The organism is Trichlorobacter sp., from assembly GCF_030247655.1.
GTDB lineage: Bacteria > Desulfobacterota > Desulfuromonadia > Geobacterales > Pseudopelobacteraceae > Trichlorobacter.
On the sequence record NZ_JAOTRZ010000057.1, the window covers coordinates 1 to 15,642 of the forward strand.

Here is a 15,642-nt window from a genome sequence, read left to right on the forward strand (position 1 = left end):
CCTCTGGGGGTGCTGGTCTGCTACGAAGTTATCTTCCCGGAACTGGCCCGGGCTCAGGTCAACGCAGGCAGCCGGGTTCTGGTCAACATCACCAACGACGCCTGGTTCGGTCGTTCATCCGCTCCCTACCAGCACCTCTCCATGGCCGCCTTCCGGGCGGTTGAAACGCGGACTCCACTGATCCGTGCCGCCAACACAGGCATAACCTCCATCATTGATCAAAACGGCCATATCAAAGGCATGACCTCATTGTTCAAAGAGGCGATTATGGTGGGTGAGGTGCAACCGGGTAGCGCCGATGCACCCTATCTGAAGCTTGGAGATTTTTTTGCCCTCAGCTGCCTGGGACTATCGGTACTGTTACTGCTGGTGCACTGGCGCCGCAAACAGCCTGCCAGAAGCTGATCCGCTGATGCTTCAACGTTTAGCAGAATGGGGAATCAATCTGTGATTAAATCATCACGCCATGTCTCTGTCTTACATTGATGCCTAGCCACCGGACTGATCCAGAATCACTTATAAATCTTTTTATTAATAAGGAGGTTACGTGAAATCCGTAATAGCGTCAGTTATCGCTTCCTGTCTGATTACAGCGCCTGCCTGGGCAGCAACACCGCTTCTCACAGATGATGCCAATACGCTGGGTACCGGCAAAGGGCAGTTTGAGATCTGTGGCAGAGTTGGATTTGACCGTGATCTTACCGATGGCATAGCCACAAAAAGCACTACTTCCCAGATCACGTCTGCATTTACCTACGGGGTGGCTGACCCGGTTGATCTGGTACTCGAGTTTGCACGCACATGGGGTACGTCATCAACAGTCGGCGTTGATTCATCGGAACCTGACGCAGTAGACTTCAAAATAAGCTCTAAAATCAAAGTATATGAGGTAGGCGGCTACACCTTTGCACTACGTCCTGATCTCGGTTACTCATATATGCCGTCCGGTAATGCAAAAGACTATGCGCCGTTCTGGGGCGGCGTCCTAATCGTTGGCAAACAGTTTGAGCCGGTCAGTTTTAATGTTAACCTTGGCTATCTTCACTATAATTATCAGTCAGAAGCTGACCGGGAGGGACTGCGACCTGACATATGGAGTGCTTCAATTTCAGCTGCGTGGCAGGCGACCAAAGACCTCCAGGTAGTAGCGGATATCGGCACAGGTACCAATCTGGATAAGACAACCTCTGAAATGCCGGTTTTCAGCTGTGCCGGTCTCATCTACAGCCTGACTGAATATCTTGATATCGCCGCAGGTGCAAAGTTTGGCCTCAACAAACCGGAGACTGATATTACCCTGCAAAGCGCCCTTGTTCTTAAATTCTAGGCAAAACAGCTCAAACACATTGTCTGAAGGAAAGTCCATGCTATATAGTGTAGACACCATCTGCAATCCTTCTAACATCTGGAGAGTCTATGCAACCGTTCGCCCTGGTGTTGTTGTTCATCGGCCTTGCAAGTGCCACAGCGGCCTCAGCTGTCACATTAACGCCTGCACAGCAGGTGGGTAAGCAGATTTTTTTTGACACGAACCTGTCGGCACTGCGCAACCAGTCCTGTGCTACCTGCCATGCACCGGAAGCAGGTTGGAGTGGTCCTGACAGCACATTGAACAGCCACGGCGGTGTATATAACGGCTCGTTCAGCGATCGCTTCGGCAACCGCCGACCGCCCAGCGCCTCATACGTAGCTCAAAGCCCTGTACTTGCGTGGGACAAAAAGGAAAAGGCCTTTATCGGCGGGGCCTTCTGGGATGGTCGCGCCACCGGCAAACGGCTGAAAAGCACTGCAGCAGAACAGGCTCAGGGCCCCTTTCTGAATCCGCTTGAACACAGCTTCACTGATGCTGCCTGTGTGGTCAGCCGGGTTTGCACCGCACCTTACGCAGCTGATCTGCAAAAACTGCATCCTGGCATCTGCGACATCAAATGGCCTGCCGATCAGGACAAGTTTTGCTCAACTGACGGCTACAAGGCCAGCCTCCCTCCCGGAGAGCGGAAAAAAGTAGATGCCGCCTATGATGCCATTGCCCTGATAATCGCAGCATTTGAGCTCTCACCGGAGGTGAATCCCTTCAGCTCCAAATTTGATGCATTCCTTGCAGGAAAGCTTAAACTGAGCAAACAGGAGCAGCTGGGTCTGAAGTTGTTCAATGGCAAAGGAAAATGCTCACAATGCCACCCGTCAAGTGGTAAAAAACCGTTGTTTACCGACTTCACCTACGACAACCTTGGCATCCCCCGCAACCCCGACAACCCGTTTTACACCCAGAAGATGATATATAATCCGGACGGTTCAGCATGGATTGATCCAGGCCTGGGCGGTTTTCTGTCCGGTGAGAAGGCCTGGTCTGCCAAAACCCGTACCGAATACGGAAAGCACAAGGTTCCCACTCTGCGGAATGTTGACAAACGCCCTGCTCCCGGCTTTGTCAAGGCATTCGGTCATAACGGCTACTTCAAAAGCCTGAAGGAGATCGTCCATTTCTATAACACCCGTGACAGCCTGCCGATCTGCAAACCAGGAGAAAAAGGGGAGAAGGTCAGCTGCTGGCCGCTGCCAGAAACAGCTATGAATATGAATAGTTCTGAAATGGGCAATCTGGGACTTACCGATGCGGAAGAAAATGCAATTGTACTCTTCATGCAGACACTCTCCGATGGGTACTGGAAAAAATAGTCCACCATACCTGCCTGAGAGCAACTCGCCCAGGGTTGCTCTCAGGCACACATAATATTATAAACCCCTTGACCTCGCCCCCTTGATCAGACGATAGTATGCCCTGAAATTATTCCCCTGCAGGAGCCCCTATGTACCGCGAAGAAGTTGCACTGCTTGATGATATGACCAACCGAATTTCCTCTCTTCGGAGGTCTCTTTGACCTGGATAGCAAACGGGAAGAGTTGCAGGAACTTGATGCCCGTATCGCTGCCCCTGGTTTTTGGGATGACCCCTCCGGTTCCCAGGATATCCTGAAAAAACGTACGGTGATTGAAAAACTGCTGCAGTCGTGGGACTCACTCAACCGTCAGGCTGATGATGTACGGGTGATGATTGAGTTAGGTGCCGAGGCTGAGGATGAAGATACCCTGGCCGAAGTCCAGCAGATGAATGAGCGTTTGAAAAGCGGTGTTGAAGAGGCCGAATTCCAGCGGATGCTGTCCGGCACCCATGATCGTAACGGCTGTTTTGTGTCGGTCAACTCCGGTGCAGGCGGTACAGAATCCCAGGACTGGGCCAACATGCTGCTGAGGATGTTGTTGCGTTACTGTGAAAAAAAGGGCTGGAAGGCAGTGATTACCGACTATCAGGACGGCGAAGAGGCCGGCCTCAAGTCTGCCACCTTCAGCGTTTCCGGTGAATTTGCCTATGGCCACCTCAAGGCCGAGGCCGGGGTTCATCGTCTGGTCAGACTCTCGCCCTTTGACAGCAATAACCGTCGCCACACTTCTTTTGCCTCGGTCTTTGTCTTTCCCGAAATTGAAGAAGAGGATATTGATATCCGCATTGCAGACTCTGACCTGCGGGTAGATACCTACCGTTCCAGCGGTTCTGGTGGTCAGCACGTTAACACCACAGATTCAGCGGTGCGGATCACCCACCTCCCCACCAACATCGTGGTTGCCTGCCAGTCTGAACGCAGCCAGATCCTGAACCGCGCCACTGCCATGAAGGTGCTGCGGGCCAAGCTGTATGAAAAAGAGATGGAAGAGCGCAACGCCAAGGCATCCGAAATTGCTGGCGAAAAGCGGGAGATCGGCTGGGGTAGCCAGATTCGCTCCTATGTGCTGCACCCTTACAAGATGGTCAAGGATCTGCGTACCGGTGTAGAGTCAGGCAACCCCGATTCCGTGCTTGACGGTGCTTTGGATGACTTTGTAATCCCCTTTCTGATGGGTGTCCGGCGTGATGTCAAGGACGAGGATTAGGCCATGAAACAGATTATCACCATCTGCTATCTGGTAGTAGTAACACTTGGATTGACCGTAACCTACGGCTGCGCCTCGCCCAAGGCTGGCAAGGGGCGCCAGGAACCACTTAAAACCGGTAGCAGCGTCAAATACGCCAAAGGGGTCAGCCGTCTGGGGTTTGCGATCCAGATGGGGGCCTTTTCCGATGTAAAAAATGCCGAGCGTTTTGCCAACCGGTTGCAGGACAAAGGGATTGAAGCATTCTACTATCGCAAGGACAACGGCATCTATGCGGTACGATTTGGTGATTTCCCCACCAAAGAAAAGGCTCGTACCGCTGCCAATAGACTGGTGGCAGACAAGCTGATTGACAGCTTCTACATCGCCCCTCCCAATGAGGTGGTTTTTGCCAATTCTAAAGAGCCGGTCATTAAACAGAATCGTCCTGAGCTACACAAGCCGCTCAAACCCTATCCACCGCCAACCAATGAGCTGGGCCTGCCGGTTGATGAATCAACACCAACCAAACCGGTTGCCAGACCACCAGTAACCAAGCCGGGGGAACGTGACCTGGGCTACATTGCCGCCCGCACTGCAGAGAGGTTTGTTGGCATCCCGTACCAGTGGGGCGGTAATACCGTGGTGGATGGCTTGGACTGCAGCGGTTTCACCAAGGCGGTCTACAATCTCTGTGGCATTAACATCCCTCGCACTTCACGGGAACAGTACAAGGCCGGTAACCCGATTAACAAGGCAGAACTACGGGATGGCGACCTGGTCTTCTTTGGCGCTTCAGAGTCATCCATTACCCATGTTGGCATCTATGTCGGCAACGGCAAGTTTGTGCACGCCCCCAAACGGGGTGAAGATATCAAGACCGCATCAGTTGATGAATCCTACTTTGAGCGTCGTTTTGTGGGCGCCCGACGCTATATTCAATAACAGCAGGAGCAAACCATGGCAATCATCAGACCGTTTGAGGCCCTGCGGCCTCCCGTACACCTGGCCCCCCGTGTGGCTGCCCTCCCCTATGACGTGATGGATGTGGAGGAGGCCCGCCAGATGGCTGGCGAAAACAGCGACTCATTTCTCCATATTTCCAGACCTGAAATCGATCTGCCAGCCTCGGTGGACCCCCATGCCAACGAGGTACACAGCCAGGGCAAGCTGAATCTGCAGAGTTTTATTGAACGAAAGGTACTGGTACAGGAAGCGGCCCCCTGTTACTACATCTACCGTCAGCGGATGGGTTCCATTGTCCAAACCGGGCTGGTGGCCTGCGCAGCGGTTGATGATTATGTGACCGGCGCCATCAAAAAACATGAGCATACACGGGCAGACAAGGAAGAGGACCGGATCAAGCATATTGACACGCTGGATGCCAATGACGAGCCGGTCTTCTACATCTTTCGCGATAATCCTGAAGTGGAAACAATTCTGTCTGAGGCATCTTACGAACCACCAGACTATAATTTTACCACTAACGATGGCGTTTCCCACAAGCTCTGGGTGGTTGCAGATCCGTATCTGATTGACCACCTTACCAAACTGTTCAGCAACATACCAACCCTGTATGTTGCCGACGGTCACCACCGCAGCGCTGCAGCAGCAAAGGTGCGGGACCTGCGCAAGGCAGCCAATCCCGATCATACCAGCAATGAAGAGTATAACTTCTTCCTGACGGTGATCTTTCCGGAAAGCCAACTGAACATCATGCCCTATAACCGGGTGGTTAAGGACCTGAACGGGCTGGATGCAGCACAGTTTCTGGCCCGTGTTGCAACATGCTTTGAGGTTGCCCCGGTATCTGCACCACTGGCACCGGAGGCACGGCATCAGTTCGGCATGTACCTTGGCGGTCAATGGTACCAGCTACAGGCCAAGCCGGAACTGACTGATGAAGGTAGCACCGTTGGGCGGCTGGATGTCTCGATCCTGCAAAATCACCTGCTGCACCCGATGCTGGGGATTGAAAACCCCCGCACAGACAAGCGGATCAGCTTTGTAGGCGGGATTCGCGGTCTGGGTGAGCTGGTGCGGTTGGTGGATAGCGGTGAATATGCGGTTGCCTTTTCCATGTATCCCACCGGCATCAAAGAGCTGATGGATCTGGCGGACGATGACCAGATCATGCCCCCCAAATCCACCTGGTTTGAACCGAAGTTAAGAAGCGGACTGTTTGTACATCTGCTGTCGTAATGAATCAAAAGCAATAGCACGCGGATTGAGCTGATTGCCGCTGATCAGCGTTGATCCGCTGTATCAGCGTTATCCGCGTGCCATTTTGATTGGGGTTTTCATGCGTTATTGGCTCTTCAAATCAGAACCGGGCTGTTTTTCGTTTCAGGATCTGCAGGCCCGTCTCAACGCAACTGAACATTGGGACGGGGTGCGTAACTTTCAGGCCCGGAACTTTCTGAGGGATGAGATCAAGCCCGGTGACCGGGTACTTTTCTACCACAGTTCCATCCCTGAACCGGCGGTGGTTGGTCTCTGCACAGTGGTGCGTGACGGCTACCCGGACCATACTGCCCTTGATCCGAATGCCGATCACTTTGATCCCAAGGCAACGCCTGACAAGCCGATCTGGTACATGGTTGATGTCCGGGCTGACCAGGCATTACCTTCTGAAGTACCGCTTTCCCTGATCCGCGAGCATCCGCTGCTGACCGGCATGCCGCTGGTTAACCGCAGCCGTCTTTCCATCCAGCCCATCACAGAAGAACAGTACACCACTATTTTGCAGCTGGGAGGTCTCCCGTGATTATACGCTGTCTGTTGCTCTGCCTGACACTGCTTAGCGTGACATCTCTGGCCCATGCTGCCCCACGGCAGCTGACCCTGTTTTCCGATGCCAGCCTGATTGAGGTTGAGATCACTGCGAAAAGGGGAGTTGCCGAGTTTTCATTTCCAGCGCCAGTCAAGGAGGCGACACTGAGGGTCAGGCCACTGGACAGCAGCTACAGCATCGGTCGCGTTGATCTGCTCCCGTTCAAGACATCCGACAAGCTGCAAAAAGAGCTGGATAGTCTGACAGAGCAGAAGCATCGTCTTGAGGATCGACTGAAGGCCCTGGACACAAGGGAAGGGATCTTTGCAGCGGCAGCCAAATCACAAAGCTCCAAGGCACCCCGTAAGACCAAGACCAATCCAGACCCGATGACATCCGTGAGACAAGGTACCGATTTTGCCATTGCCCAGCTGGAAGCAGTCTTTACGGCACGTCGCCGCGCCGAGCAGGATCTGAAACGGGTTGAGGGAAGACTGGCGGGCCTGCAGAAAACCGCAGTCGGTGGGCCTACGGTACGGGTCTCAGTAACACCGGCAACAAGCCGCATCAGGGTTGCTGCTCTGCTGAAAGACGGAGGCTGGACACCACGTTACGATATCCGTATTCAAGGCAACGGCACTGCGCTGCTAGCACTGGCAGCAGACACCAGCACGCTGCCCGATGGTTATACAATCAGCGTCACTCCTGCTGCAGTCAGCGCAGGTCAACCAACCCAGACCTATCCTTTCTCAACCGCTGGTTCAGCACATCTGGCGAACTGGCAGCTACCCACAGAAAAAGAGCAGGTCACAGCCAGCCCGATCCCTGGTTTTTCTATCACCATTAAAAACAATTCTGCCTTACCGCTGGCAGCAGGCAAGGCAACAATCTATTATTCCGGAGAATACCTTGGCACTACTTATTTTTCGGGCCTGGCAGCAGGTGCATCAACAACGGTGACCGGCCCTAAATAACAAAAGGCCGGTTCCTGCAACAGGCACCGGCCTTACATCTTACTACTCTAAGTTACCCCACTACTACTTCAGGTACACTTCAATTTTAGCCTTCTTCTTGGCATCCTCCATGATGGAGTTGATTGCCTCACTCACTTTTTTGCGCTTAAGTGAATCTGTAATTTTGGCTTTTACATCATTAAACGGAATCTTTGAAGGAGCCTTTTTCTCAATCAGCTTGATAATATGATAGCCGAACTGGGTCTCCACCACACCGCTTACCTCACCCGGTTTCATGGAAAAAGCGGTTTCTTCAAACGGCTTCACCATTTGGCCTTTACCAAAATAGCCCAGATCTCCGCCCTGCTTGCTGCTGGGGCACCCTGAATTCTCCTGAGCCAGCTTGGCAAAATCAGCACCAGCTTTAGCCTGCTTCAAGAGCCCTTCAATCTTCTCTTTAGCCTTCTTTTTATCAGCATCGGTTGCCTTGGCATCCAGTGTAATCAGGATATGGCTGGCCCGAACCTGCTCGGGCTGGGTAAAGGTCTCAGGGTTCTTGTCGTAAAATTCCTTCACCTCTGCATCAGTCACTACCTGCTTGGGTACAACCACCTGCTCAATATGATTCTCAATAACCACATTACGTTGAATCAGCTCACGCAGGTCTTTTTCATTCAAGCCCTGCTCCTGCAGACCTTTCTTATACTCATCCTCTGTCTTGAAACGGGCCTTTAACCTGCCAAGTGCATCGTTAATCTGCTTATCCTGATCCTTAACCGGGGTATTCTTGGCGACCTGATACATCAGCTCACCGCCGATCATCTGATTCAATAGAAACTGCTGCACCGCTTTTTCCTGACCTGGCGGCACCTGTGCCGCTGAGGGGGATTTACTGAAGGCCGCCAGCGCCTTCTGTAGATCCGCAGCAGGAATGGCAACACCATTCACCCGAGCAACCGGATCAGGTAACGGTTTAGGCTTTTCAACAGCGGTTGGCGCTGGCGCAGCCTTTTTTTTCTCTGCAGCAAAGGCTCCGGCACTACCCATCATGGATACAGCAGCCACCAGTACCGCAATGGTTAAACGACGATTGAACATCATGACAGTACAATCTCCTTTGGTGTTGATTTGATTAGGAATGTATAACACGCTGTGAATCAAGGAAAAAGCGGAAATTTATGCAGAATCATTTTTGACATTTCACCAACTTTCGAGTACAGTTCCCGCATGCTAAACCTGCCTTTGAGCAGGGTCACAACGCCACACTGGGAGGTAAGGTGTCTATGAAGAAGGTGCTCGTCGTTGATGACAGCCTCTCCGTAACCCGCCAGCTGGAAAAGATCATTAACGATTCCGGCGATTTCGTTTGTGTTGGTCATGCGAAAAACGGGGCTGAAGCCATCAAAATGAACCACAGTGAAGATCCTGACATCATCTGCATGGACATGAACATGCCCGGTATGGATGGTCTGACCGCCCTGCGTAGCCTGGTTATGCTGGACAAGGCGGTGCAGGTGGTAATGGTCACCTCCCTGGGCGGTGTCGGAGATAAATTTACCGAGGCCATCAAGCTTGGGGCTAAAAATGTTATTTCAAAGCCGTTTGAAACGGAAAACGTGCTGCGTATCCTGCGGGCGCTCTAACAGGGCTGGGGGGCTAAGCCAATGGCAGTAAAATTCTTTGGACAATTTTTAGTGGAGCAGGATGCGGTGACCGGAGAGTCACTGCTCCACGCTATAGAACTTCAGGAACGGACCAACCTTAAACTGGGTGAGATGGCCGTTGCCATGGGGTTCATCACTCAGCAGGATATTGAAACCGCGCATTCGGCCCAGCTATCGAAAGATATGAAGTTGGGAGATTTGCTGGTTGATCTTGGCTTTCTTTCACCAATTCAACTGGATGAGGTCATTTCCCACCAAAAGGCGACTCATCTGTACATTGGAGAGGCTCTGGTCAAGGTTGGCGCACTTACTCCGGAAAAACTGGAGCAGTACCTTGAGGCGTTCAAGGCGGATCAGGCCCCCTACATTGCCAACCGCGTTGAGCTACCTGGCTGGCTGAATGAAAACACTGCCGCCTGGGAAATGACGGTTGACCTGACCTACAAAATGATCACCCGCGTGCTTGGCATTCAGTTCCGGCCTGGAAAATTCGTTGAGACCAGTGTACTTTCCTGCAATCACATGGTTGCTGCCATGGACCTGAGCGGTGACCTGACCGCCCGCTATCTGCTCTCGGTCTCAGCCGGTATTTAGAAGACAATTGCCAAGGCGATTCTCAAAGAAGATGATGTTGAGAATGAGGATGATGAAATCCTTGAAGACACCGTCATGGAATTTGTAAATATTGTCTGTGGCAACGTAGTGGCAAAGGCATCACAAATGGGGGTTACACTTGACATCAACCCACCGATTACCCTGCACCCTGCCGCCAGCGGACTGACTGTTCCAGCCAATTACCGTTGCGTTGTTTTCCCTATCCATGTGAGTGACAATGAAACCATGGAAATGGCACTATTCATCAAACAATAGAGCTTCACACAAAATACTGTACTGTTTAGTAGAAAGGGCACCCCATCACGGTGCCCTTTCATTTTCCAAGCAAAATTCTGTTAAGCTCATCGGTATAATTTTCAGCATCATTTCTCACCAGAAGCGGTGGCATGATCTGCAGATTAACGTTATTCCTTCCTTTGGCCAACTCCACCAGAAATACCTTGGCTGGAGCATCCGGCAGGCCATGCACCATCCTCAGCCGTAGCACGGCAAGTTTCTGTGCCACAGCCTCAGCCAACAATTCAGGCAGACGGTCCGCATGATGCACCATACAGATCCTGCCGGACGGTTTGACCAGATACTTGGCCGCAGCCAGAAAATCAGCCAACCCTGCCGTGGTCTCATGACGGGCAGCCAGCTTTCCTGCATGGGGGTTTAACCGGCCCCGGCCCTGCTTATGATAGGGTGGATTACTAACCACCAGATCGCAGCAAGAAACCGCCAGATGGCGCCGGAGATGCAACACATCCTCATGCAGTACAACCACCTGACCATCAAGCCCGTTCAGAAGAGTATTTTGCCGAGCCAGCTCTACAGCAGCAGCATCCTGTTCAAAAGCGGTAACATGGGCATCTGCAGCCATCCGCGCCAAAATCAACGCCATGACACCGCAGCCGGTGCCAAGATCAACAATGGACGTTTCCTGGCTTACAGCGCAAAAATCACACAGCAAAAGCGGATCCAGACTAAAACGGTAACCCTGCTTCGGTTGCAATAACGTTAGATCAAACCGTTTCAACTCATCTCTAGTCAGATCAGGCCGTTCCTGCATGTTCCCGTCTCCGCAACCACCATTCCCGAACCGCAATTACGCCAAACAGGACAAATGACCCCAAGGTCAGCCATTTGCCGATCTTGAACGGCAGCGGATCAAAACGAAACTCTACCGTATGCTTGCCCGGTGTCAGGTAGACCCCGCGCAGAATGTGGTTGACCGGGACGATGGTGGCTGGTTTACCGTCAACAGCTGCTTTCCAGCCGTTATGGTATTTTTCTCCCAGCACCAGCAGGCTGTTTACAGCAACATCAACACCAATATCGATACGCTCGCCTTCGTATTTCTTGACGGTAACTACTCCACTACTTCTGACTTGCGATAATGGCAGCAGAGGTGCTGACTCCACCACTGCTTCAGTTGCAGGCTGGAATTCCTGACTTTGCAGTTTAGCCAGACGCTGTGTCTGATCCGGAACAACAAACGCTTTACTTACCAGCCATGCCTTGGGCAGCACCTGCCGGTTTTCCAGCACAACCTCACCACCACCACGAGAGACCACCGGATACCGATCCCCAAACTTTTCCTTATTCTGCTCGTACAGCTGTTCATCGGCAACCAGCCAGCGCACGTTCATAATATCAGGCAAGGAATTCTGCAGTGAAAGGGTATCAAGATACTGCTGCCAACGCACCTTTTGGACCGGCATAGAGGTATACAGTACCGGAATCTTGTGCAGCGCAAACTGTTCGCTGCCTGAGGCAAGCGGGAGCAACCGGTACTCCTTTGATTGTGAGGCAAGATAGTCGACAGAAAGAGAAAGGTGATCACGACGATTGGTTTGCGGCAGCGTAGTAGTGACCAGCATAGCACTATTGATCCGCCCGACGTCCAGCAGAAAAAGCACCAAAAGCAGATACGGTGCCATAAGTCGCAAACAATTCCTCTTGACAACCTGATAGATCAGCAAGGCATAGCCTGCTGAAAACATGACAGCTATTTTTGTTTCATCAATCAGATTCACCCAGCGCTGTGTTGCCAGATCTACGCCCTGCTGGTAGCGGGTCGGTTGCAGCAGCAGATCTGACAACAGCCCTATCCACCCGGAAGACCAGATAAGTTCGGTTGCAAGCAGCCCCCCCAGTAGCAGCGGTAATGACACGACAGCAGCAAGGTATCTCTGGACCACTGGTGTTTCGAGCAGTTCCTGTCTCCGTAACAGGTCTATACCCCGGGCAGCCAACAGGCTGACAGCGGCAAGCGGGATAAACAGGAACATCTTGGGTACCCGGAATCGGCTCATACCGGGAAAATGATCAAACAGCCAGTGATAGACCGGTGTATATTTCCCCATTGCAATTAGCAGCCCAAGAGCAATAATGGCAACACAGAACCAGGTCTGACGGTCACGCATCAACAGCAGCGGCAGCGGAAGCAACAGCCAGGGAAGCAGGCCTATGTAGCTTGATGTCTGGGTAAAAACCATCCTGCCCCAGTAGTAGACCGTCCCCTGCCTGGGCCTGTCGCCGGCCTCCTGACGGGAAAGGCCGAACATACCCGGTATCAGATAGGTGGCAAGCTCCTCCGGCGGCATTGACCATTGCATCGCCTCTTCACGATCAAGTCCCCCCTTGCCCTGATTTGAACCTGACTGTACACCGCGATTAGTATCCTGCGACCAGGCCTTAAGCGGCAGCAGGTCCATTGCTACTGATGACAGAAAAAAAAGCGGTACCAGCAGCGTCATCAGCACAACCCGCGTCCTGTTCCAACCGCTGGTTTGCTGTTCCTGCCGCCACTCGGCAACCAGATGAAACAGTCCATACAGGCCGATTGCAAGACAGGTATAGTAGGCAATCTGCCAGTGGGTGTGAAAGAACTGCAGCGCCAGCACGCAGCCGGTGGCAAGAAACCAGACCAGCCGCTTTTCCTGATATCCCCTTGCAAGACAAAAGAAGGCCCAGGGGGCAAAGCTGATGGTGGCGATCTTCAGTACATGTCCGGCATTGATCAGAGTGACCATTTCAGGCGCCAGGGCAAAGATCACTCCGGCAATCAGGGCAGCTGTCCGGCTCGTCCCCAACGCTCTGCACCAGAAAAAAACACCGGTAGCCGCCACAAAAAGATGTAACACGATAAACCACGCGATACTGACCGGCAGCGGCACCATCCGGTACAAAAGCCCCTGCCAGACTAGCAGTTGGCCTGCCTGCCCACCACCATCGAGGGTATTGCCACCATTGCCATAGATATCCCAAAGTGCATGCAACTTGATCTGAAAGATATCGCTGAGCGACTGTTTTGATAGCTTGAGCGCACTCCAGTAATATTCATTCAGGATATCCGGCGCACGAATAACCTTGTCGGTAAACAGGATTGAGGCAAAAGAAACCACCAGGCAGCCAAACAGGAGCGCCAGAGTAGCCAGATCCAGACGTCGATTGTTCATGGCTTCCCCACCGTTTTTCGATCACCGTGCCGGTCAGCAGCTCCTGCCGCTTCTGCATAGACCTCAAGGGTTTCCCTGGCTGCAGCATCCCAGGAAAAAAGGCGGGCACGGTCCCTGCCCGCCTTTGTCATCCGGGAAGCCAGCTCCTGGCCATTGAGAATCTGCGCTAAAGCAGCAGCTACGCCATCACTATCCGTTGGGACAAGAGTAATACCGGCATCCCCCACCACCTCGGGTAACGAGGTGGTGTTGGAGGTAATAACCGGTACTCCACAGGCCATCGCTTCAAGGGGGGGCAGACCAAACCCCTCAAAAAGAGACAGATAGATAAAGACTCTGGCCCGGTCATAGATAAAGGGGAGCTCTGCGTCAGAAACAAACCCGGTAAAGATGATCTCGGTTTCAAGGCCCAGCTCTTTTATACGTACAAAAAGCTGTTCATACAGCCAGCCTTTACGGCCAACAACAACCAGCTTGATATCGCTGTGTGTACGCTGCTTTAAACGGTAAAATGCCTCTATCACCGTTGCCAGATTCTTGCGTGGCTGAATCGTCCCCACATAGAGCAGATACTCGGTCGGAAGCCGATATTTAAGAAGAATGGCATCGGTTTCTGGAGCAGTACGCGGTTGCAGCATGGCAGCATCAAAACCGAGCATGATCGCCCTGACCTTTTCTTCCGGGCAGTTAAAATCTGCAAGAATCTCCTGGCGGGCATGTTCAGAATCGGTGATGATGCAGGTACTGCGCCGGGCAGCAATCGGGATCTGCAAACGCCAGTACAGTCGAGCAGCAAAGGTTTCAGTCTCGGGATGTTTCAGCGGAATCAGGTCATGGAGGGTAACCACCACGGGACACGGCGCATGATAGGGAATGGCACTCTTTGGGCAGTGTAGCAGATCAACCGCTTCGTTACGACAGGCGCGTGGCAGCAGCAGATGCTCACGCCACAATCTGGCCAATGGTTTTTTACCCGGCAGCACAATCTCCCGTGCCTGGGGGAACCTCCCCAGATGTACAGGATCATTATAGAAAATCAGATAGCTGTTAACCGTATCAATCCGCAATAAAGCTTCAAGCAATCCGAGGACATAGGTCCGTGGCCCCCCCTGGGTGGAAAGGGTGGAGGCATCAATAGCGATTTTCATAATGTATCCCCGGAAAGCGGTCTGAATTTGGGGTGCAACCGAATAACAGCATGAAGTCCGGTTCGCCGCAGCAACAGCTTAAGTGTCCCGGCCAACAGGTAATAGATGTACCACCAGATCGCCTTGCAGCGAGGATAGCCGTTGGAAACGGTTACCCGCACCAGCTCACTACGCACCGCCCGAAAACGATTGTCGCTCGCCCCGCCATAACGCATACGTGCCAGCACATGGGGCAGATAGCAAAAACAGCAACCGGCGCGATAGAAACGCAGTACCAGTTCGTAGTCCATGGTCAGGGAAAGCCCGGTGTCAAACCATCCCCAACTGCGATAACAGGCCGCCTTGACAAAGGTGGCCGGATGATTGATCGGCATCTCCCGCCAGATCAGTGATCCGACCGGTCCGGGCACCATTCTGAACAACGGACGCTCCCCCTCGACCCGCAGCATATCACCATGCACCAAATCACAATGGGGCGACTGTGTAAACTGTTCACAGACCAGCGCCAACGCCCCCTGCTCGTACAGGTCATCGGAGTTGATGATACCGATAACCTCCCCCGTGGCCAGCTGAATCCCCTTGTTAAAGGCATCCGAAATGCCCCGGTCAGGCTCCGAGATCCAGCGGATACGACCATCGAAAGCTGCATAACGCTTGATGATGGCAAGGGTTTCATCGGTGGAGCCGCCGTCAATCAACAGATATTCAAGCACTACTCCTTGCTGGTTCAAAACACTGGTGATGGTTGCCTCCAGGTGAGCAGCACTGTTCATGGTCGGCGTTATTATCGAAAAAGTCACCGAAGTCACCGCAGCAATCTCCCTGCCGCTTCATACACCTGCACTGTTTTTCGCGCTGTTTCTTCCCAGGTAAACAGCTTTGCCCGCTGTATACCCCGCTCAGCCATGGCCTGCAGTCTGGCATAGTTATGCCAAAGTTGCCAGATCTTCCCGGCCAACTCTTCAGGATCATGGGGGTTAAACAAAACCCCCGCATCTCCGGCCACCTCGGGAAGCGAGCTGCTTTCGGCACAGATGATCGGGCAGCCACAGGCCATCGCCTCCACCAACGGAATACCGAATCCTTCAAAAAGCGACGGAGAAACAAGCAGGCGAGCCAGATTATAGAGCAAGGGAA

Annotated in this window: 17 protein-coding genes; 11 read left to right on the forward strand and 6 right to left on the reverse strand. The window is 52.8% G+C overall.

Annotation, left to right across the window (positions count from 1 at the left end; genetic code table 11):
* From OEL57_RS07125 to OEL57_RS07160, 8 genes are all read left to right on the forward strand, one after another.
* A partial coding sequence (locus OEL57_RS07125) for an apolipoprotein N-acyltransferase (RefSeq protein ID WP_300739005.1) occupies positions 1-405 on the forward strand: 405 nt, incomplete at its 5' end.
* A gap of 142 nt (positions 406-547) precedes the next feature.
* Positions 548-1,327, forward strand: coding sequence for a hypothetical protein (locus tag OEL57_RS07130; RefSeq protein WP_300739008.1), 780 nt, complete (start codon positions 548-550; stop codon positions 1,325-1,327).
* An 89-nt stretch (positions 1,328-1,416) separates the two neighbouring features.
* Positions 1,417-2,679, forward strand: a complete 1,263-nt coding sequence (locus OEL57_RS07135) for a cytochrome-c peroxidase (protein ID WP_300739011.1) — start codon at positions 1,417-1,419, stop codon at positions 2,677-2,679.
* Positions 2,680-2,810: 131 nt separating this feature from the next.
* Positions 2,811-3,930 (forward strand): peptide chain release factor 2 gene (gene prfB / locus OEL57_RS07140; protein ID WP_300739014.1). Its coding sequence is split into 2 segments (ribosomal slippage): positions 2,811-2,879 and positions 2,881-3,930, totalling 1,119 coding nucleotides; the frame shifts between segments, so codons are not numbered across the junction.
* 3 nt (positions 3,931-3,933) lie between these two features.
* On the forward strand, positions 3,934-4,854 hold the full coding sequence (locus OEL57_RS07145) for an NlpC/P60 family protein (protein WP_300739017.1): 921 nt from the start codon (positions 3,934-3,936) through the stop codon (positions 4,852-4,854).
* Between the two features lie 15 nt (positions 4,855-4,869).
* Entirely contained in the window at positions 4,870-6,111 is a 1,242-nt protein-coding gene (locus OEL57_RS07150) for a DUF1015 domain-containing protein (RefSeq protein ID WP_300739020.1), read from the forward strand.
* A gap of 100 nt (positions 6,112-6,211) precedes the next feature.
* The gene (locus OEL57_RS07155) at positions 6,212-6,676 is read left to right on the forward strand and encodes an EVE domain-containing protein (RefSeq protein ID WP_300739023.1); all 465 of its coding nucleotides are present in this window, start codon (positions 6,212-6,214) and stop codon (positions 6,674-6,676) included.
* Positions 6,673-7,656 (forward strand): hypothetical protein, encoded by a 984-nt coding sequence (locus OEL57_RS07160; RefSeq protein ID WP_300739025.1) that lies wholly within the window; start codon positions 6,673-6,675, stop codon positions 7,654-7,656. Before OEL57_RS07155 ends, OEL57_RS07160 begins: the two co-directional genes overlap by 4 nt.
* 63 nt (positions 7,657-7,719) lie before the next feature.
* Here the strand turns inward: OEL57_RS07160 and OEL57_RS07165 are convergent, their stop codons facing one another.
* On the reverse strand, positions 7,720-8,736 hold the full coding sequence (locus OEL57_RS07165; protein WP_300739027.1) for a peptidylprolyl isomerase: 1,017 nt from the start codon (positions 8,734-8,736) through the stop codon (positions 7,720-7,722).
* A gap of 182 nt (positions 8,737-8,918) precedes the next feature.
* Between OEL57_RS07165 and OEL57_RS07170 the strand changes: the two genes are divergently transcribed.
* The 3 genes from OEL57_RS07170 to OEL57_RS07180 are packed head-to-tail and all read left to right on the forward strand — an operon-like array spanning position 8,919 to position 10,169.
* A complete protein-coding gene (locus OEL57_RS07170; protein WP_300739029.1) occupies positions 8,919-9,278 on the forward strand; it encodes a response regulator in 360 nt (119 codons plus the stop codon).
* A 21-nt stretch (positions 9,279-9,299) separates the two neighbouring features.
* A complete protein-coding gene (locus OEL57_RS07175; protein ID WP_300739032.1) occupies positions 9,300-9,893 on the forward strand; it encodes a hypothetical protein in 594 nt (197 codons plus the stop codon).
* 6 nt (positions 9,894-9,899) lie between these two features.
* Complete coding sequence (locus OEL57_RS07180; RefSeq protein WP_300739042.1) at positions 9,900-10,169, forward strand: chemotaxis protein CheX; 270 nt, start codon at positions 9,900-9,902, stop codon at positions 10,167-10,169.
* 58 nt (positions 10,170-10,227) lie between these two features.
* Here the strand turns inward: OEL57_RS07180 and OEL57_RS07185 are convergent, their stop codons facing one another.
* From OEL57_RS07185 to OEL57_RS07205, 5 genes are all read right to left on the reverse strand, one after another.
* Entirely contained in the window at positions 10,228-10,965 is a 738-nt protein-coding gene (locus tag OEL57_RS07185; RefSeq protein ID WP_300739034.1) for a tRNA1(Val) (adenine(37)-N6)-methyltransferase, read from the reverse strand.
* Positions 10,949-13,357 carry a YfhO family protein gene (locus OEL57_RS07190; protein ID WP_300739035.1) on the reverse strand — a complete coding sequence of 803 codons (2,409 nt, stop codon included), beginning with the start codon at positions 13,355-13,357 and terminating at the stop codon, positions 10,949-10,951. The genes OEL57_RS07185 and OEL57_RS07190 overlap by 17 nt, the downstream gene beginning before the upstream one ends.
* On the reverse strand, positions 13,354-14,505 hold the full coding sequence (locus OEL57_RS07195; RefSeq protein WP_300739036.1) for a glycosyltransferase family 4 protein: 1,152 nt from the start codon (positions 14,503-14,505) through the stop codon (positions 13,354-13,356). Before OEL57_RS07195 ends, OEL57_RS07190 begins: the two co-directional genes overlap by 4 nt.
* A complete protein-coding gene (locus tag OEL57_RS07200) occupies positions 14,502-15,305 on the reverse strand; it encodes a glycosyltransferase family 2 protein (RefSeq protein WP_300739037.1) in 804 nt (267 codons plus the stop codon). Before OEL57_RS07200 ends, OEL57_RS07195 begins: the two co-directional genes overlap by 4 nt.
* A 5-nt stretch (positions 15,306-15,310) precedes the next feature.
* Positions 15,311-15,642, reverse strand: a 332-nt coding sequence (locus tag OEL57_RS07205; RefSeq protein ID WP_300739039.1) for a glycosyltransferase, incomplete at its 5' end; no start/stop codon positions are given.